This is a genomic window from Exiguobacterium sp. UBA3968 (genome assembly GCF_002385115.1).
In the GTDB taxonomy this organism is placed as follows: domain Bacteria; phylum Bacillota; class Bacilli; order Exiguobacteriales; family Exiguobacteriaceae; genus Exiguobacterium_A.
The window spans coordinates 1,992,502-2,012,322 of sequence record NZ_DGCW01000005.1 but is presented as its reverse complement, the minus strand read 5'-3'; the positions used below and the strand labels follow the sequence as shown (position 1 = coordinate 2,012,322).

Annotated in this window: 16 protein-coding genes; 11 read left to right on the top strand and 5 right to left on the bottom strand. The window is 46.6% G+C overall.

The genetic code is table 11. The features are described from left to right. Positions 1 to 11: 11 nt before the first annotated feature. The gene (locus B3S86_RS12045; RefSeq protein WP_290752936.1) at positions 12 to 860 is read right to left on the bottom strand and encodes an NAD(P)-dependent oxidoreductase; all 849 of its coding nucleotides are present in this window, start codon (positions 858 to 860) and stop codon (positions 12 to 14) included. A gap of 99 nt (positions 861 to 959) precedes the next feature. Next, the gene (locus B3S86_RS12040; RefSeq protein WP_290752934.1) at positions 960 to 3,500 is read right to left on the bottom strand and encodes an ATP-binding protein; all 2,541 of its coding nucleotides are present in this window, start codon (positions 3,498 to 3,500) and stop codon (positions 960 to 962) included. A 250-nt stretch (positions 3,501 to 3,750) separates the two neighbouring features. Here B3S86_RS12040 and B3S86_RS12035 point away from each other — a divergent pair, with 250 nt between their 5' ends. Both B3S86_RS12035 and B3S86_RS12030 read left to right on the top strand, forming a co-directional pair. Further along, positions 3,751 to 4,908, top strand: a complete 1,158-nt coding sequence (locus tag B3S86_RS12035) for an AI-2E family transporter (RefSeq protein ID WP_290752931.1) — start codon at positions 3,751 to 3,753, stop codon at positions 4,906 to 4,908. Between the two features lie 66 nt (positions 4,909 to 4,974). After that, positions 4,975 to 5,298: a winged helix-turn-helix transcriptional regulator gene (locus B3S86_RS12030; protein ID WP_035410591.1), complete on the top strand. Its 324-nt coding sequence runs from the start codon at positions 4,975 to 4,977 to the stop codon at positions 5,296 to 5,298. Positions 5,299 to 5,512: 214 nt separating this feature from the next. Here the strand turns inward: B3S86_RS12030 and B3S86_RS12025 are convergent, their stop codons facing one another. Then, positions 5,513 to 6,445 (bottom strand): class F sortase, encoded by a 933-nt coding sequence (locus B3S86_RS12025; RefSeq protein ID WP_290752927.1) that lies wholly within the window; start codon positions 6,443 to 6,445, stop codon positions 5,513 to 5,515. Positions 6,446 to 6,537: 92 nt separating this feature from the next. Further along, complete coding sequence (locus B3S86_RS12020) at positions 6,538 to 7,908, bottom strand: copper amine oxidase (RefSeq protein WP_290752924.1); 1,371 nt, start codon at positions 7,906 to 7,908, stop codon at positions 6,538 to 6,540. Positions 7,909 to 8,313: 405 nt separating this feature from the next. Between B3S86_RS12020 and B3S86_RS12015 the strand changes: the two genes are divergently transcribed. From B3S86_RS12015 to B3S86_RS11990, 6 genes are all read left to right on the top strand, one after another. Continuing rightward, positions 8,314 to 8,607, top strand: coding sequence for a DNA-directed RNA polymerase subunit beta (locus B3S86_RS12015; protein WP_035410582.1), 294 nt, complete (start codon positions 8,314 to 8,316; stop codon positions 8,605 to 8,607). A gap of 28 nt (positions 8,608 to 8,635) precedes the next feature. Further along, positions 8,636 to 9,058: a 3-hydroxyacyl-ACP dehydratase FabZ gene (gene fabZ, locus B3S86_RS12010; RefSeq protein ID WP_029342716.1), complete on the top strand. Its 423-nt coding sequence runs from the start codon at positions 8,636 to 8,638 to the stop codon at positions 9,056 to 9,058. 7 nt (positions 9,059 to 9,065) lie between these two features. Beyond that, entirely contained in the window at positions 9,066 to 9,488 is a 423-nt protein-coding gene (locus B3S86_RS12005; RefSeq protein WP_035410579.1) for a hypothetical protein, read from the top strand. Positions 9,489 to 9,584: 96 nt separating this feature from the next. Continuing rightward, the gene (locus B3S86_RS12000; protein ID WP_290752918.1) at positions 9,585 to 9,899 is read left to right on the top strand and encodes a four-helix bundle copper-binding protein; all 315 of its coding nucleotides are present in this window, start codon (positions 9,585 to 9,587) and stop codon (positions 9,897 to 9,899) included. A gap of 135 nt (positions 9,900 to 10,034) precedes the next feature. Then, a complete protein-coding gene (locus B3S86_RS11995; protein WP_290752915.1) occupies positions 10,035 to 11,636 on the top strand; it encodes an SdrD B-like domain-containing protein in 1,602 nt (533 codons plus the stop codon). Between the two features lie 116 nt (positions 11,637 to 11,752). Beyond that, the gene (locus tag B3S86_RS11990) at positions 11,753 to 12,178 is read left to right on the top strand and encodes a helix-turn-helix domain-containing protein (RefSeq protein WP_035410570.1); all 426 of its coding nucleotides are present in this window, start codon (positions 11,753 to 11,755) and stop codon (positions 12,176 to 12,178) included. A 68-nt stretch (positions 12,179 to 12,246) separates the two neighbouring features. Here B3S86_RS11990 and B3S86_RS11985 read toward each other — a convergent pair whose 3' ends face one another. After that, positions 12,247 to 12,498: a hypothetical protein gene (locus tag B3S86_RS11985; RefSeq protein ID WP_231496907.1), complete on the bottom strand. Its 252-nt coding sequence runs from the start codon at positions 12,496 to 12,498 to the stop codon at positions 12,247 to 12,249. A 165-nt stretch (positions 12,499 to 12,663) separates the two neighbouring features. Between B3S86_RS11985 and B3S86_RS11980 the strand changes: the two genes are divergently transcribed. The 3 genes from B3S86_RS11980 (at position 12,664) to B3S86_RS11970 (ending at position 19,752) form a co-directional block, all read left to right on the top strand. Beyond that, on the top strand, positions 12,664 to 13,074 hold the full coding sequence (locus B3S86_RS11980) for a hypothetical protein (protein WP_056064263.1): 411 nt from the start codon (positions 12,664 to 12,666) through the stop codon (positions 13,072 to 13,074). A gap of 497 nt (positions 13,075 to 13,571) precedes the next feature. Next, the gene (locus tag B3S86_RS11975; RefSeq protein WP_290752907.1) at positions 13,572 to 16,871 is read left to right on the top strand and encodes a hypothetical protein; all 3,300 of its coding nucleotides are present in this window, start codon (positions 13,572 to 13,574) and stop codon (positions 16,869 to 16,871) included. Between the two features lie 202 nt (positions 16,872 to 17,073). Next, complete coding sequence (locus B3S86_RS11970; protein ID WP_290752904.1) at positions 17,074 to 19,752, top strand: glycoside hydrolase family 70 protein; 2,679 nt, start codon at positions 17,074 to 17,076, stop codon at positions 19,750 to 19,752. Positions 19,753 to 19,821 lie beyond the last annotated feature (69 nt).

The following is a 19,821-nucleotide window of genomic DNA, read 5'->3' as shown; positions in this document are numbered from 1 at the left end:
CACCCTTTTCATTATTTTTCCTGTAACGCAAGATAGATCGCAGCCATGTCCGCGTCGCCGTAAGCGGGTTTCGCATTAGTGTAGCTAGCGTCCGTTGCTTGCGCAAGGGGTAGCTCAAGCTTTTGTCGTCTCGCTTCTGCCGTGATGAGTCCAAGATCCTTTGCCATCAAGCGGAGCGGGAAAGCAGACGGGAAGTCGTTCTTCCGGTACATGTCACGTTTACCGCTGAAGAGGGGAGTGTTCATCCCGGAAGCACTGATCATCTGGATCAGCTTCTCTTTTTCGAGCCCGGCACCTTCTCCAAGCAGTAATGTCTCCGCGACCCCTTGACCGACGACTGCGAGCAATAAATTGATGGCGAGCTTCGCCGCACTGCCTGAGCCATGTGGTCCAAAATGAATCGTTTCCTTGCCAAGTAGCTCAAGATACGGCTGACAAGTCGCGACGACGTTCGCGTCACCACCGGCAAGCAGGACGAGCTGACCGTTTTCTGCGACCGGAACGGAGCCCGAGACAGGCGATTCCAGATACGTGCCGTCATTCTTTTCGACGAGACGAGCCATCTCCTTCGTTTCTTCTGGGGAGATTGTACTTAAGTTAACGATTGTCTTACCTGTGAGGTTCTCTTGGATACTTTCGAGAACGGACGCGACGGCAGGTCCGTCCGCTAACATGACGAAGAGAATGTCGCTCTGACGTACCACGTCCTGTATTTCTTTGACAGCTGTTGCTCCTAATTCTGTCAACGGAGCAGTCTTTTCATACGTCCGATTATAGACGAGCAAATCATGACCGCCATCAATTAAACGTTTTGCCATCGGTACACCCATATGTCCTAAGCCAATCCATCCGAGTTGCATGTCGATTCCTCCTTATCATGATGCGCTTTTGACTATACCCCGCGCTTCGCCAAATCTAACGAAAAAAAGACCGTCCACATGATGTGAACGGTCGCGTGATTAATCTTCATACGTGAGGATGGTCGAGATGACGGCGATCGGGAAACGAATCGTAAAGGTCGATCCGACACCGACGACGGATTCGACGTCAATCGTTCCGTTGTGGTGCTTGACGATCTCCTTACAGATCGATAGACCAAGACCGGTTCCGCCAATTTTGCGTGTCTCGGAGTTATCGACACGGTAGAATTTATCGAACAATTTTGGAAGGGCGTCTTGCGGAATCCCGATGCCTTCATCTTGGATACGGATTTGAGCGAAACCAAGTTCATTTGTAATCCGTATCAAGACTGTACCACCGCTCGGCGAGTACTTGACGGCGTTGCTGAGCAGGTTGTTCAGCAACTGTTTCATCTTTTCCGCATCCCCGTCAATCATGATCGGTCCACGAGCCTCAAAATCAATCGTATGCGTCTCATGCGAGACATCATAGAACTCGATCAAGTCCTGGGCGAGTTCGACGACATCAAACGTCGTCATCTCATATCGGTGTTCACTCGACTCCATGCGCTGGACGTCGAGGAAGTCGTTGACGAGTGTCGTCAGGCGACCAGTCTCGGAGTGGATCGTCTGGAGGTACTTCCGTTGCCGTTCCTCCTCGAACCGTTTGTTGAGCATCAGCTCCGTGAAGCCATAGATCGAAGAGAGCGGTGTCCGTAACTCATGCGAGACGGTCGAGACGAACTCTTCCTTCATCCGCTCGGCTTCCGTTTCTTTCGTCACGTCGCGGAGAACGAGCATCGTACCGACCCACATACCGTCTACCTCGATCTTCTCCGCGTAGATCTGGATGTAAGTACTATGCTTGCGGATCGAGACAATCAAGCTGTCTTTCGGTAAATCGAGTTCGACGATCTGTTCAATGTAACGTTCGAACGCTGCCGGTTCGTCAATGATGTCAGCGAGTGCCTGCATCGCTTGTTCGAAGGCAGAGCGTTCTTCGTCTTCGAACGTTGTCGGGACTTCCGGAAACAACGTCATGAGGGGTTCGTTGACGAGCAACTCATCCGTCTCATGTTCGATGTAGACGACAGCTTCCCGAATCGAGTTCAACAGTTGCGTCGTCTTGTTCTTCTCGCGGATCATTTCCTCATAGATCCCCATCCGTAGGAGGGAGAGCGACAATTGATGCGAGAACGACAAGATGTCGCTCATCTGCTCGGTCGTGAAGGCATCACGATAACGAACGAGATAGATGCAGGCGATCATATGCTCTTTTGACGGATCAAGGACCGGAACCGCGACTTCATACATATAGTACGGGTACGGAAGCGGGCTTTCGTGCGCTACCTGTTTCGATGAGTGCACAGGACGCTTCAGAAGACGTGCCCGGTGCAGGAGTGACTGATCATCAGAGACGAGACGACCGACCATCTCTTCTGTCATCCCGTAATCGATCGTCGAGCGGACTTCCTGTTGATCGAGGAACAAGAGGGCACCGATTTCAGAATGCGTGATGGAGACGAGTTTCTCGATGATTTCCGGATAAGCCGTCAACGTCTCACGAGAAGCAAGCGTCTCAGTCAGTTCGTTACGATACTTAAGGTGTTGTTCACTCCGAAGCGTGATATCAAGTGCTTCCTCGAGTTCTTCCTGCTGCGCTTGCAATTCTTCTTGCTGCGCGACGAGTTCTTCCTGTTGCGCTTGGAGTTCTTCGTTCTTCGCGAGCATATGGACTTTATTGTCCGCGATCGAAGCCGCCATCTGATTGAACGATGCCGTTAGCGTATGCAGTTCATCCTTGCGTTTTGGTAACGGAATTGCTTGGATGTCTTCCCCTGATGCAAGTAGAGCACTGTCGTGGGATAGCGTATTGACCTGTTTCGTGACGCGACTGATGAACGGACGCACGAGAGATAAGAGGACGAGAATCAAGACGACGAGATTCGACAGCCAGATGAACTGCGCGACACGCATCTCGCTTAAGAGATCGTTTTTCGCGTCCACTTCTTTCTTTTCGATCAACGTCAGATAATCTGAAAGCAACGTATCAATCCGTGTCATGTCGACGTCTGCTTCTGATAAGCTGACCGATCCGCGTAACGTCCCATTTTTGGTGAACAAGTCTTTCCCGTTGGAAAGAGCAGCGAGCGTGTCAGGAGTCACAAAGTCTTCATTGATCTTCCCGTCCTTTTTTCCTTCGACGTATTCGTTGAGAAGTGGAAGCGATGTGCCGAAATAATCGTCATAAATGCGACGAGTCGCTGTCGCATATTCTTTCCCTTGCTCATAAATTGCATACTTTTCGAACCACGTCGTCAGACGATTGATTTCCTGCTGATTCGTCTTCACCTGATCAAGTGTTTCCTGTGAACCAGTCAATAAGTAAGATTTGACGTTACTTTGCGCGACGGTCCATTCGTTCGCGAGTGCATTCGCATTCGTCCGCCGTTCACGTAAATCATCAAATGTTGCATTGGCTTGATCGATCTTCTGTTCCGTATAGAAATAGACGATCGCAGACGTGATGCTAAGAGCGACGAACACCATATAGAAGGCGAACATCAATTGACGACCGATGGTACGATTAATCCATTTCACTGGGGTATCCTCCGTATTCTGTTTTACATGTATGAAAAAGATTGCTTAAATGCCGAATATATTCATCTTACGTAGTTTTAAAGGTCTCGGCAAATTTGAATCTGCAAAAACCACTAAAACAAATATATCATATATTTGTTAATTGATATTAAATGATACATTTTTTAAGAATAAGGATTAAGAAGCAATGTTTTAAGGAAAAACCATAGAAGATATTGAACTTCATCATTTTAAGTAGGGAAGTGGTCAGATGCAAAAAATGTTTGAAAACAAATGGTATCGATTCGCATGGTGGGTCATGACATTGCTCATCATCGTCTGGATTGGCGATCATGTTACGTTCCTGTTCCGACCGATCGCAATTCTGCTTCAAATGGTCGTACCACCCCTTGCAATCGCCGGGATTCTCTATTACGTCCTGTTGCCAATCGTCGAGTTGCTCGAGAAAAAGATGAAGCGGCGACCTGCTGTCTTAATCGTGCTCGTCGGTTTAATCGGTATTTTAACGACACTCGGCTTCATCTTTGGTCCGATGTTGTCGGAGCAGGTCACGCAGTTCGTCAATTCGATACCGACGCTTGCGACACAGTTCCAGCGTCAATTGATTGACGTCCGGGACCAACTCGAAAACAGTGCAGCCTTTTCACGCTTCCTATCAGGACCAGATAACTTGTTCAATAAGTTCTCAGGGAACATCTCGGAATATGCATCGACGTTCCTGAAGAACATCGGTACAGGTGTCGGTGGGTTCGTCAGTGTCCTGACGACAGCGGTCGTGACGATCATCATCATTCCGATCATGTTGATCTATATGCTGCTTGACGGTGATAAGCTTAAAGGCAATCTCGTTAAGCTAATGCCGTATGAGTACCATAAGGAAACGCAAAAAATCCTCGGGGACGTCCACGTGACGATCATGAGCTACATCCGCGGGCAAGTCATCGTCAGTATCGGTGTCGGGGTCATCGCCTATATCGGATATCTCATCATCGGAATTGATTATGCGTTGTTACTCGCCTTGTTTGCGACACTGACGAACATCATTCCGTTTCTCGGTCCGGTCCTCGGTGTCATTCCAGCACTGATCGTCGGGTTCATCCAGGATCCAATCCTTGCGATTTATGCGATCATCGTCATGACGGTCGCGCAACAGATCGATTCGCACATCATGTCACCACTCGTGCAAGGGAAGACACTCGATGTCCATCCGTTGACGATCATCATCGTCTTGCTCGTCGCGGGGAACATCGCTGGTTTCTTCGGAGTCTTGCTCGGTGTACCGTTCTACGCTGTCATGAAGGTCGTCATTCTAAACATCCGTCGTCTCTATCACCTCCGATCGCAGAAGAAGATGGTCATTACGGAGGAAGAAAAGACGTTCGATACGATCATTACGGAGCGCGATTGAGTTTTGAAATTCATGTAAAAGTGCGTCATACTGAAAAGGTAGCTAAGAGAAGGGGGCAAGAATCAGATGGATTCACGTCATACCGAAGAACAAGCCGATCTACTGGCGTTGCAAAAATTTCAACACAACTTCGAGAACAGTTTGAAGTCGAGCATCATTTATCTCTTGCGTGATGGCGCATTGACAATCGGGGAACTCGAGCAACGGATTGATCAGTCGCACGGGCAAATCCTCGAGCAACTGCAGGAGCTGATTGAAGACGGACTCGTCATCCAGCAGATGTCTGAGAAAGTGCACGGACTGGCCTATTATTTGACGGCACCGGCAGAAGACCTTGTCCGACAATTCACGGAATCGATCCGGTGGAGTAAACAGCACATCCGATATTAAACAGCAGGATTCTAGACCTCCGAGCAGCTGCTCAGAGGTCTTTTTTACGTTTTTTGAAGCGATCCTCCTATAAAAATGACATACGAGTAAAGAACCAGATCAAAACAAGGCGATGCATGTCTTCTTCAATGCTTCTGAACGAGTGAACGAACTTGAAGTGTAGTAGATAAAAGTAAAGCAGGAACCAAATCATCCGTTGGTTCCTGCTCTGCTATCATTTTTGGACGGCGCTGAACGCATCCTCTGATTCGATTCCGGCTTTACTGACTGCCGTGATGACGAAACGACCTGTTGCATCTTTAGGGAGCGGGAATGCTTTACGCTCGATTGATTCCGTTGTACCGAGTTTTTTGCGTTTTCCGTCCTTCTCTTGATAGATGTTGTATTTGACGACATCCTCATCTGTTGAGGCATACCAGTTGATGAATCCACCACTGACACGGATGTTCGTCGCTGGTTTTGGTGGTGTCTTGACGGGATCTGATGCCTTTTCGTCTAATTCCGTGAAAACGACGAGGCGGTTATCATACGTTCCTTGATTCTCATCGTATGTTCCGATACACGTGATTAAGTTCAAATTCCGCGTATCAGCTGGACCAAAGATTTTCTTCAGTGGTGCTTTTAAGTGATCGTACTGGATGAGCTCTTTGACACGAAAGACGAGCTTACGCCCGGAAGCGTCCGTCACTTCGACCGGATCGCCCTTTTTTAGTTCATGCAGTTTATAGAAGATGGCAGGACCGGTCTTCGTATCGGTATGTCCGTCAATGACGGCGTTCCCGACATCACCTGGACGCGGACCGAACTTATACCAACCGGCTTGTTGTTCGTTTTTAGGTGTCGCCATCGCGCCATCTTGATCGAGTCCGACTTGTTCGACCTTCGTCTTGATGTCATGTTTCGGAATGAAGAGTTGTTTTGGGAGCTCGACCTCCGTAGTCGAGAGATCCTTGAACTCCTTCTTAAAGATTTCTGACGGCTTGAGCGGATCTTCCTTCGTCTCGGAAGAGGCCGCGGATTCTGTTTTAGGATCACCTTGCGTGATGTTCGATGTGTCCGGCTTTGATTGACCGAACAAGAGGAACAGCAATGTTCCGACTGATGCGACCATCAAAAGAATGCTCGCCGGTAATAACCAACGTTTCATGTGCGCGTAGCTCCTTTCCGAGAGAAGGGGTTCCCTCTATGTAAAAAACAGGATAGCGGATCGCTATCCTGTTATTGAGTATACCCAATTTCTTAGGCGTTTTGACGTTTACGTGCGAGGACAAGACCAACTGCTCCAAGTGCAAGACCGAATACTGCGATCGCACCAGTTGTTGTAGCTGTGTTGTTGCTATCGCTCATACCACCGTTACCTGTGTTCGGCATTGATCCTGGAGTACCATCCATGAACTTCTCTGGTGATTGTTTGACGATGGCATCACCGAGGTTAGCTCCTACGCCGTACATGTAAGCGTAAGACTCACGGAATGTGTCGACAGAACCTTTGTAGTCGCCTTCCACATACTGCATGAATGTATCTTGGACGTACGTCTCGTGACCGGATACGGCTTCTTGTGCTGCTTTTGTTGGAAGGTTTTCTTCTGTAGCTGCACCAAGGAATGCACCGAAGTCGTTCGAGAACATTTTGAGCATGTCTTGCGCGTCACCCATCAATTTCTTATCATCATTGACGGCTGCTGTGACAAGGTTCGCTTGGGCTTCGATGTGATTTTTCGTCCAAACTTGTTCGAATTGATCGGCACCGGCTTGACCGTAGATCGATTTGATGGCTGCTTTGAAGTCAGCTGTGTGCATATCTTCAGCCCAGTTTGCCGCATCGTAATCTTTCGCTTGGTCAACGCCAGCTGTCATGCTGAGGTTTGCAAGAGCAACGTGTTCAGCTGCGAGGCTGTTGAGTGTTGAACGAAGATCAGCTGCTTTTGAGTCAGCTTTCGTGTTGTCGAATTTCTCAGGCATCTGTGTTGTGATTGCGACAGAGAGTGCTTTAGAGATATCATACATGCGGCTGTATCCTTCGCGGAACGTGTTGTACGATCCTTCGTAGTCACCCGCTGCGTATTGTTGGAAAGTCTTGTAGACGTCTGCTTCGTGCGCACGGAGAACTTCTTCAGCTGCTGCTTTCGGGAGTTTACCTTCCGTTGCTGTATCGAGGAAGCTTGAGAGATCTTGCACGAACTCTTCTGTTTCTTTCTTCGAAGCGTTGATACCGTCTTGGTCGTCCGCTTTTACGGCTTTGACGAGGTCTGTCGTATATTTGTTGTGAGCAACGAAGATTTTCTCGAATTGTTTCGCGCCTTCGTCACCGTAGACAGAAGCGATTGCTGGTGTCATGTCGAGTGCGTTTTGTTTAAGTGCTGCTTCGTAGTACTGTGCGTCTTTTGAACCGTCATATTGTTTCTTCATGTCCATAACAGCAAGAACGAAGTGCTCAGAGAGTAATTGATCGAGTGTGGCACGAAGGTCAGCGGCTTTCGTTTTGACCGTGACGTTTTTCGGTGCATCTTGTTTCATGTCTTCTCCGCCACCGGAAGCGAATGCTGCCGTTCCTGGTAGTACGAGTGCTGCTGCCATTGCTGATGCTGCGAATTTTTTCGTGTGTTTCATCTGAAATCATTCCTCTCATTTTTTGGTTTATTTGGTAGGTGTTTCTTGCCTGTTCTGAATAGCTTACGCATCACTGGTCGATTTGGATTGCATGAAGTTTTATTTTTTTCAAAAGACTGTTGAAGTGATGTTTCATGCCATCCGGTGGACCGTTGCTGCGTCGTTCTGGAAAGCTTACGCCGAGCAGTTCATTTTGGATTTAAAAAAATCATAAAAACCCGCAGATCGTGGGAAACTGTTTTTCTGCTTCCTTATATACACAAACTAAAATTTTTTAGAGAAATTGCCTGTCTGGTCGTGTTACACTAATTGCGGAACACGTTTTGTAGCGAATTTGGAACTATTTAATACCAGGTACTAATATGCTATACTGTTCTCAGACTGAATCAATGAAAGGTGATCAAGATGGTACAAAACCAAACAGGCACGGATCAGCCAACGCGTGAACGCCTGAAGAAGCAACAGCCTTCGAACCAGGAAACCGGCAATCCGGAGCACAAATCAGAGCGACGTTTTCGTGCGTACTCGACACGCCGAGTTCCGATCATCGTACGCGTACTGATCGTTCTCATTCTCATCGTCGTAGCACTGATCGTCGGTGCAATGGTGGGTTATGCGACGTTTGGTGGTGGCGAGGCAATGGATGTGTTAAAGCTCGACACATGGACCCGCATCACCGATTTTTGGATGAAATCTTAATTTTAATCAGTGATGGGAGCTGTCGAATATGTATACAATCGAACAAATCAAGGAAGTCATTCCGCACCGGTATCCGTTTTTACTCGTTGACCGCATTTTAGAAGTCGAAGAGGGAAAACGTGCCGTTGGAATCAAGAACGTGACGGCGAACGAAGAATTCTTCAATGGCCATTTCCCAGAATACAATGTCATGCCTGGCGTCTTGATCGTCGAAGCACTCGCACAAGTCGGTGCCTTCGCTGTGCTGAAGATGGAAGAAAACCAAGGGAAGCTTGCCTTCTTCGCAGGAATTGAAGGATGTCGCTTCAAACGTCAAGTCGTTCCCGGGGATCAGCTCCGCCTCGAAGTCGAATTGACGAAGGTCCGTGGACCAATCGGTAAAGGTCGTGCCACAGCCACAGTCGATGGGGAAGTCGCCTGTGTCGCTGAACTGACGTTTGCTATGAAGTGAAGCCAACATGAAACGCTGGCTGATCCCTCTTGCGATTTCCTTACTTGTCATTCCGGGTTGTCAGCGCGCGGAACAAGCGAAGACCGCTTCCCCGACGGTCATCGTAGATCCCGTTAAGCGTGCGGGGCAGACCGAGAACATTTCCGCACAGGTCACGCTGACGGAAAATGACCGGATGCGTCTCGTCATCCGGACAGCAAATGACATTCGGCTCGATGACCAACAGGTCGATATCCGCCTCGATGTCGCCAATCAATCGATTCCGTTTCCGTTCGTCTCCTTCCAAGCAAAGAAGATGGGGGAAATCCGGACCTATACGTCCGATACGACGATTGAAAAAGAAGTCTTCGATGACCAGCGTCTTCCGGTCCTCATCATTGATGCAGGAGCAGGGCGTGGGATCGAGATTCCGCTTGAGATCGTTAAATAAGACAGCAGGGTGAGCATTTTGCTCCAAATGCTGTCTTATTTTTGTTTTGTTTCAAGTCATCAGGGTAATCAAAACCTATACAAAGGAGGAATCAATATGGATCACGCAGTACAGCAACGACTGACGGATTGTATTCTCGCCTGTAATCATTGTTTTGATGCCTGCCTGAACGAGGAACATGTCGGACATATGTCAGATTGTATTCGACTCGACCGCGATTGTGCCGATATCTGTAGCTTATTGCTGCAAGCGATCGCTCGAAACAGCGCAAATGTCGCGGTCCTTGCGAAGGCTTGCCAAGAAATCTGTGAAGCATGTGCGACTGAATGTAGCAAACACGATCATGACCACTGCCAAGCTTGTGCGAAAGCTTGTACGAAATGTGCAGAAGCGTGTCGCCAGCTTATCTAAAACCTTGTCCTTGGACGAGGTTTTTTTATTATTAAAAAATAGCAGGAATTCAAGAATTATTCTGGTTATTTTTGGCGGATTTGTTTACTATTTAGGGAGGTAATATTAAATCACGATAGGAGCATACATACACTTATGAAAAAACTTAGCTTACTTTTGATGGCACTCGTCGTTGCATTTGGTCTGAAGTTACCGGTCTATGCGGAAACAGTCGAGTGGGACGTCACAGGAACGGGCACAGGTCCGTATACGTTGACGTTTGAAGGCACAGGCATCGTCGATATCACGTCTGAGACGGCACTTGTCTTTGAAGACGGCGTAACAGGGGAAGATGTCAACATCGAAGAGACACCGGTCGTGACGTTTACGGCAGAGACGGCACCTGTCGTCAAGGTCGTCTCAGCAGATGGACAGCGGACGGTTCTCGTCCAGTTCGGTAAAGTCGTTACACCAGATGAGCCGACGACAGACGAACCAACGACAGACGAACCGACGACAGAGACACCAAAGACGGATGAGCCAGTCACAGAAGATCCAGCGACAGACGAACCCGTCAAGGAAGAACCAACACCGGAAGAGCCTGTGAAAGAAGACCCGGTCAAGGAAGAGCCGACATCGGAAGAACCAACGACCGAAAAACCAGAGACAGGTGATGACGCGACACCGACACCAGTCGAAACACCGACGACGGCAACGATCGAAGGAACGATCTGGTTCGATGAGAACGAGGACGGGATCCGTCAAGAGAAGGAAACACGTCTCGATGATATCCTCGTCTCTTTGATGAATCGGAACGAAGATGTCATCGATGAAGCCTACACGAAGAACGGCACATACAGCTTCAAGAATTTGAACCCAGGAACGTATGAAGTGGAAGTCGACGGATATGATATGGGTTACTACTTCTATTCCGAGCAAAACGTCGGTGACGACCGGACGATCGATTCCGATGTCGACGAAGACATGGGAACGAAGAAAGTCCGTCTCGTCGCAGGACAAACGGAAGTGATCGATGCTGGTCTCTACGGCGACGAAGAGCTTGACGGTATGTTCGAGCATTGGTTAGCTGTCGTCAACTTCTTTGATGCGAACGGCAACCAAAAGCCAGATTATGACGAAGGAACAGTTCCTGCGACATATACGGTGACGGATGCAATCACAGGAAAAGACGTCTATCAAGAGAAGATTTCGAAAGATGATCTAATGATGATCCAGCTCGATCCAGGAACATACACAGTCAAGACGGAAGTCGCAGAAGGCTACACGGTCAAAGCGATGCACCATCTTGACATGGATGACTTAATGATGGATATGGACGAAGAAATGTATGAAGATTATGAGTCATTCGCTCAGCAAGCAAAAGCGATGAAATTGATGGCGAACGATGAAGAAGCCTTGACGCCAGAAGAACAAGAAATGGTGGATGAGTTGTTGAAGTACTTTGAGCGGAAATCACCGGAAGCGGGTGTGACGATCGAAGAAGGTAGCTTCGGTACGATCTTGCTCGCAGAAATTGCGAAAGTAGAACCGGTCGCGAAGCCGACGCCAAAACCAAAACCAATACCAACGTCAACAAAAACGCCAGTCAAAGCAGTCGATGCTGCGGCAAAACAGTCGACGACTACAGCAACGGGAACATTACCACAAGCTGGGGAAGACAAGCCATTCCCATATGCAGCAACAGGAGCAGGTCTTGCTGTCGTGGGTCTTTGGTTACTCGTACGTCGTGGAGCATAATCATTACAGAGGGACCTTCTATAGGAAGGTCTCTTTTTTTGATGTGTGTATCCTTTGACACACACGCACACATGTGTGTATAGTGAAGATACTACTAGAAGAAAAGAGGGATGACGATGTTAACGACAAAACAGATTAGTGAATTGTTGCGCGTCTCAGAAGAAACGGTCCGTCGCTGGATCCGGACAGGTGAATTACATGCTGAACAGGACGGAAAAGGGTACCTTGTCGATGAGTTGGCACTGAAACGTCTCGTTGATCAGAAGTCGCAAATTCCAGGTACAGCGATGAATAAGATTCTCCCGCTCATCCAAGACATGTTCGGACCGGAAGCAGCGCAGTTCGCAAAATCGAACCTGTTCGATCCACTCCGTCAATCGATGGAACAGGCACCACCGAAACCGGAAGCGTCGACAGAGTCACTCGCAGAAGAACTCGATCGCCTGAAACGGAAAAAACGTCGTCTTGAACTCGAGCATGAACTGAAGTTACTAGAGATTGAAGAAAAAATTGCGGCGGTTGAACGGAAAGTTCAATCGTAAAGACAAAAAGCGATGTTCCCGATATAGGAGACATCGCTTTTTTCGTTTCGCTACAAGAAAAACCCACTTCACGAGGCGGAAGGGGTTTTGTCGTTTGTTTGTTTCTTTTTTCGTTGCCAGTACCAGTAAGCAAGTCCCAGTCCAATCGGGATTGCAGCCAGATACGGATTGGCTTCGATGAAGCCGATCATCTCAAAGAGCGCGAACCATCCACTGAGTAAACCGAGGATGAGTAAAATCGTCCGTAGTGCTTCGGGAAGCTTGCGGATCCGATACGCAATGAGACAGACGAGGCAAAAGATAATGATAGCCACGAGCATTCCTCCCATTCCCGTAATCCAGTATAGCGTATTCGGAAAGCTTTTTCGATGTTGAATGATGTGAAATGATTCGGATCAGTTTCGAACAATCGTACCATTTGACCTGTCATGATAGGTGAGACCCACGCGGACTCACCTATTTTTTTGATGAAAAGGAGCAGACGAATGGTCATTGATTATTTCGCAGTCTTACCGAGTGGTAAAAAAGGAGCGCTAGAGCCGCACTGTCTGACGCAAGGTACCTGGTATCAGCGTATCAATGAGGAGTTGTTCCGGGCAATTCATTACGGGGCGGGCATCATCCGGATACGAGACAAGGGAGCGGAGCTGCGGATTCCGATTGAGTTTGGGTTCGGTTATGTCCTCCAGTACTTGCGCCAGTTTACGGAAGCGGAGCGACAGGACGGACGAAAGCGTCATGTCTTGCAACGTCAACTTGATTGGATTGGTCGTGGATTACCGATTGAACTCAAACGACGTGGATCAAAAATCGAGATGTGGGCCGATGATGTGCATCGGCTACATCGTGAATCATTTCTTCGGGCGATCGAAAAAGCAGATCATTTCATCTCATGAAATCAAACTTTATTTTAGTAAAATGAAAACAAGACAAAAACTTAATACTATGTAAGCGTTTTCTTTAAAAGGGTAAATCCAAAAATTAATTTCCATGCACAGCCTATGTAAATATATTTTATCTTACTACTATTCCCCTATTTTTTACAAAAAATCTATTGTGGCGTCTTTCCTAGTTTTGTATATTTGACGTGTAGCATTCTTACCGATTCTCAAAAACGAAATGGTGGAGTGCACGAATCTACAATAAAAATGGCTTTTTGAAGCGATTTTGGCAGTGTCTTTAGTTCATCCCAATCGGATACATATGAATCACGGATAGATCGTCTTGATGATAGACGAATGATCGCACGTGAAACAGAACGTACTCCTCCTAAGACGACTAAAGAATTTTTTGACTGCTCTAAAGTAAAATATTTCTATATTTTACTTATATTGTAGATTTAAAATTGGGATTTTCGCTTTTGATTTGTTAGAAAAGAGGAGGAATAGTAAACATGGGTTATTCGAAGAAAACGAACAAATTGTACGCTGCTGCAGCTGCGCTTGCAGTCACGGCGTCTGTCGTAGCTCCGGTTGCTGCTGATGCAGCATCGAAGGTCTCGGTTAAATACATCTCTCCAATCTTGATGAAACATGCAGGTGGTTCGAAATACGCAGTCAAGAAATTGACGCTTCCGACGAAAGTCAAAGTCAAACTTTCGAACGGCAAGTATGAGATGCGCTCAGTCAAGTGGAGCGGTTCTGTCAAATTCGAAAAGAAATACATCAACAAATACCAAGTTCTCTACGGTAAGGTAGCCGGTACGACGAAGAAAGCAGTTCTTAAAGTCGAACTTCAAAACTATGTCGTAGATATCATCGAACCAGTCCTCGAACCGGTTGCTGTTGGCGGAAAAGTTCAATTGCCAAGCACAATCAACGTTCAATACAAATCAGGTATCATCGTCAAGCGCCCAATTAGCAAGTTCAACCTCAAAACTCCATCGACTTCAAAAGCAGGCAAATATAAATTAGCTTACACGTACAAAGGTGCTAACTCTGTCGTAACAGGTTACATCAACTACGAAGTTAAGGCAGCAAACATCTCGAACGTCATGGGAAGCGTTGATGATCAGAAGCTTTCAGTCAAAGCAGACGTCATGTACCCAGCAGTGGGCGCGAAGGCAGAACTCTTGATCTACCCAGGCAAAGACATGTCAGCTACACCAATCGTAGCGAAAGGAACGCTCTCGAAAGGGAAGTTCATGGCATCGCAAGGTGGTATTCCAGAAGGAACACACAGCTATGTCGTCAAAGTCGGCGCTGTCAAATCAGCTGCGATGGACTTCACGATTGCAAGCACAGTCCTCGCTTCAGCAAAAGCAATCGGCAAAGAGAGAGTCGAAGTTTCATTCTCGCGTGCCGTTGACTCTGTCACAGCAGACAACTTCAAAATCGCAGGTGCGACAGTTAAATCCGCGACACTTAGCCCAGACAAGAAATCAGCAGTTCTTGAAGTGGAAGGACTCGAGTATGGCAAAGACTACTCAGTTGACGCGAAAGGGATCATGGTCGGTGGCGTCGCGAAGGATCTCGGTTCGCTCAGCTTCATGACACAAAGTGTTGAAGATATTTGGATGCTAGAAGTATCACCAAAAGCTTCGACAATCGTTGCAAACGGAGCAGATAATACGGAAGTGACATTCGCTCTTAAAAACAAATCGACTGGTGAAGTCGATAAAAATGCAGATGATATCGTCTTGAAATTGTCGACATCATTCGGTGCTCTCGCGAAAGATCGTGTCACGATCCAGGACGGTAAAGCGACGGTTCTGTTGACGTCTGAATTCAGTAACACAGATATCGAAGCAATCATCAAAGCAGAAATCATTGAAACGGCAGCTGGTGACTACAAAAACCTAATCGGTAAGATTGCTGGAGAAACGAAAGTCAAATTCAGCACGATCGCTGTAACGCCTGCTCCAATTGAGATGATCAATGTTCTTGCAGCTGAGTCGAACCAAGCAGATCGCGTGACGATTTTCCTCGATAAAGCCGTCTCACGTGAACTTCTTCTTAAATCATTTGGACTCGATAAAGTCATGCAAGGTCTTCATGAAGAAGATTACCTCGCAAACGATAACATCCAAATCGAACAATTCGAGGGAACAAAACGTGTCATCGGTGTCAAAGCAGTTCCTTCGAATCCAAAAGCATTCGAGTTGATCTTGGACAAAGAAACACCACTCCAAGATAACGCAGTCGTTAAGCTGACAGCGAAAATCACGAGCAACACGGATACAGAAGTCAAATCAAAAGCAAGCTTCAAGTTAACAGATGCTCGTCAGCCTGAAGTCACTTCTGTTAAGGCTGTAGGGTTGAATCAACTCGAAGTGAAATTCTCTGAATCTGTTGCTACAGCTGATTTCAAAATCGACGGTCAGTATGGCGAGAAGTACTTCGATGTCCTCCATTATGGATTTGATAATAAAATGGGTGTCGATCGACGCGATACAGTCAAAATCACTTTAAAAGATAACTATCCAGGTCTTAAACAAGGTTACTTCGCAGCGGGTAAACACTCACTTCAAGTATCAAGCATTTACGACTATGCAGCGCTTTCTGATGAAACGAATATCGGTACGACCCAAAACCTTGACTTCACAGTTGCAGCAGACACGGTTAAACCGACAGCTGGTGTTGTAGTTGAGTCGCCTGAACAATTCCGCCTCATGTTCAGTAAAGGTCTTAAAAAAGCGAACATCTTAGCGTTGCTTGATAATGAATTGAAGTTTGAGCGTTACAACTCGAATACGAAGAAGTATGAAGACTTCAGCAAATATGTCGATGTCACGTCGTATAACAAAGAGACGGGCGAAGCAGTCATCGAGTTGATGAAGGACTGGACGGAAATCTATGATACCGTCAACACGAAAGAAAACTACTACAACGATAAATTCCGCATCACACTCGCGAAAGATGCGATTCAGGCTGAAGCGAATGGAGAGAAGAATGACGCATTCGTGCTTGATTTGAACTATGATGGTTCTCCTCTTAATTCACCAGATCTGAAGAGTGCTGAGATTAACACGATTGATCGCTTAGCACCAAGTAATGATTTTGTTGTTATGATGAGTGAGCCTGTTAAAATCCGTGATCTCGATGAGTACAACACTCCACTCATTAATAGTGATGGTGTAGTCTTACCTCCGAAGACAACTGTTGAATTCATTGGTAAAAACAAAAACGGAAAAATCGTTACAATCGATGGTTCGGTCCTTAATTACACGGATACAACAGACAAAAACTTCCGCGTCGCAGCAAACGAGAATCTACAAAAGCTTGTTGACATGGAAGGTTACGGTGAAGAGTGGAAAGTCGTCGTCAAATCACTTTCGGATGATGTCGGCAACACAGTTGCGACAGCGACACATGATTTCAAACTCATGAAAACACCACCAACACCAGTCTTATCACCATTTGAAATCCTTAAGGTCACTGCTAATGAGAAAAACGAGAAAGATGTCATTCGCATCAAATTCACAGAGGGCGTTCAGTACTCTGGTATGTACGATGCGACAAGTACAGCGAATTATGTCTTAAACGGAAAAGCACTTCCGGTCGGAACAACGATTTCGCTTGCTGACTCAGATGACATCGTATCGAACGGACTGGACATCGTGAAGATCAAAGTCCCAGCTGGTACGCTGAAAACGTTGTCGAACGTCATCGTCGTCAACAAAGATCTTCAGTCGTATGACAACTCTGTCTTGACTGGTGGTTACGAGAAAGCTGTTCTTCTCGGATTGAACTAAGGAATATGAACCTCTTTCTACTTCGGTAGAAGGAGGTTTTTTCGAGGAATTAGCGCAATCGATTGCATTTCGAAAAATCTATTTACTTACTTTGAAAAATCAGGCTCACATTCATCGCAATAAAATGTTAAATTATGTGATGTTATTTGGAAATTCAGGTAGAAATATTAAAAAACATATAGAAATAAAGGAGATTTAATCCATGGGAAAAACGAAAAAAGTATCTGTTGGATTGTTAGCAGCAGTCGTCGCAACAAGTGGACTCACCTATGCACCAGAACGCGCACAAGCATTCACAGCAGGTGAGAAACTCGATAATCGTGTCATCTTCCAAAGCTTTAGCCTCTTCCAGCCGTATGAAAGCAACATGTACCGGACGCTTGCGAAAAAAGGAGATTTACTGAACGCGTGGGGCGTGACGGATGTCTGGCTTCCACCAGCGTATCGTTCATTTGACATGGCTCGTTATTTAGAAGGATATGCGATTGCCGATCGATATGACCTCGGTGAATTCCCGCAAGGACCGGGTGGTACGATTCCGACGAAGTACGGAAAAGCCTCACAACTCGAGATGATGGTCGATATGTTGCATGACGATCACATCAAAGTCCAAATGGATCTCGTACCGAACCAAATGCTTGGTCTAAGTCAACGGGAAGCAGTTTACGTTCGTCGTGCGACGGGTTCAGGTAAACCATTCGCAAATCCATTCACAGGTGGCGAAACGACGAAGACCCTTGCGACTCCTTACCTCGCTTACACAAAAGGTGGTGGTATGGGACAAGCGAAATACGGCTACATCAAAGAATGGAACAAGTCGTATCTCAACGGAACCTCTCTTCAAGGGCAAGGACTTGGACGGATCATGACGGATCAAGACGGGAAAGCGTATCGTTTCTTTGGTGTCGATCACGCGGACAACTACTTGCCAGAATGGTTGCTTGAAGCGGCAAAAACGGGACACATCAATACGGTCGATTCGTATCTCGCGACAGATGGCTGGTATGAAGTATCAGAGGGTAACTGGAAGCCGATGTTGACGCAATATACAAAAGACACAGATTATCTTCCGTTCATGCTGAAGAATGGCTTTGCATCAAAAGAAGATTTGTTAGCATCTGAGGATAATGGAAAAATTGCAGACTTAACCAATCAATACATGAGTACAAAAGCGGAGTATGGGTATGGTTCAGAAGAACGTTCGTTCCAAAACGATAACTCTGGTATCGATACAGAAGATCAGTTCCTCTTCGTCGATGAAAAGGGCACGCCGACGCAGAAAATCAATAACACGATGGCAAGAAATGATGAATTCCTAGTCGGTGTTGACCTCGCGAACTCGAACCCGGAAGTCATCAAGGAACAGAAGAACTGGATGAAGTGGATGCTTGAAACGTATAAGTTCGACGGATTCCGAATCGATGCGGCGTCGCACTATGATAAAGCGATTCTAAAAGCAGAAGCAGAGATCTCGAAAGCGCATTTCGGAAAACAAGATTACTTGAGCTATATCGAAAGCTATAAAGCGTCTCAACGTTCGTACATGAAGGCAAACAACAACGAACAACTCATCATGGATTCTGATTTGTACTTCACATTACGTTCAGCGCTAAAAGCTTCGCAAAAACGTCCACTTCGTGATCTTGCGAAACTCTCAGCCGTAGACCGCGAAGGGTATGGCGCGACGGATGTTCAACCAAACTGGTCGTTCGTTAATAACCACGACCAAGAGAAAAACCGCGTCAACCAAATCATGCTCGATATGTTCGGCATCAAGGCTGGTGCCCAGTACAGTAAAACGGATCAGCCGAAGTCGTTTGAGAAGCTGTACACGAAAGAAAAAGAAGCAGAAGCACTCGCAATCTACAACAAAGAGCTTGCTAGTCCGACGAAGAAATACTCGACGGAAAATATCGTCGCTCAGTATGCGTTCCTTCTTTCGAACAAAAATACAGTTCCGACGGTCTACTACGGTGATCTCTACCAGACCGATGCATCGTACATGTCAAAAACGACACCGTACTATGACGAAATCACGAATCTCTTAAAAGTACGTAAAAAATACGCGTACGGTAAACAGTTCGTTGCTTACCATACATCGAACACATCAAAAGAAGCTGGGAAAGATTTGATCTCAAGCGTTCGCTTCGGGAAGGACCGGAACACGGGTGTCGCGACCGTCATAGGGAAAAATGCAGGTCTAAATACGACGATTCCAGTCAACATGGGTAAAACACACGCGAACCAAGTCTTCGTCGATGCTAGTGGTGTCACGAACACGAAACTCGTCACAGATAAGAACGGTATCTTGACAGTACCGGTCAAAGGAATTAAGACGGCGGAAGTCAACGGATATGTCGGCGTCTTCGTTCCGCAAGCAACAAAAGCACCAGTCGCGACGGTTAAAGCCGGTGCAGTCTATCAAGGAAAAGTATTGAACTTGAAAACGACAATCGCAAACTCAAAAGCAGCAATCGCTTCGACTCACTATCGTGTCCTCGATACAAAAAAAGCGACAGTCGATTCAAAAGGTCGCTTGACAGGTAAAGCAACAGGCAAGACGACAGTGGAAGCAACTGTCACGTTAAAAGACGGTTTTGTTTTGAAGACGGTTTTGCCGATCGAAACAAAAGCGAACAGCGTCACGCTGAAAGCTTCAAAAGCAGCACTGAAGAAGAACCAGACGACACGTATCTCTTATACGTCAGCAACGGATAAAATTAAATCCGTTCAGTATACGTCAGCGAACAAAAAAGTCGCACAAGTCTCGTCACACGGTAACGTCAGAGGTATTAAAGCAGGCAAAACGACGATTCGTGTCACGTACACGACAGCTGGAAACTATAAAGTCATCAAAACATTCACAGTTACAGTCAAGTAACATCAAACACCACTCTCAACACGAGAGTGGTATTTTTTATGATTTGCGTCAATGTTTCACTATATTCCA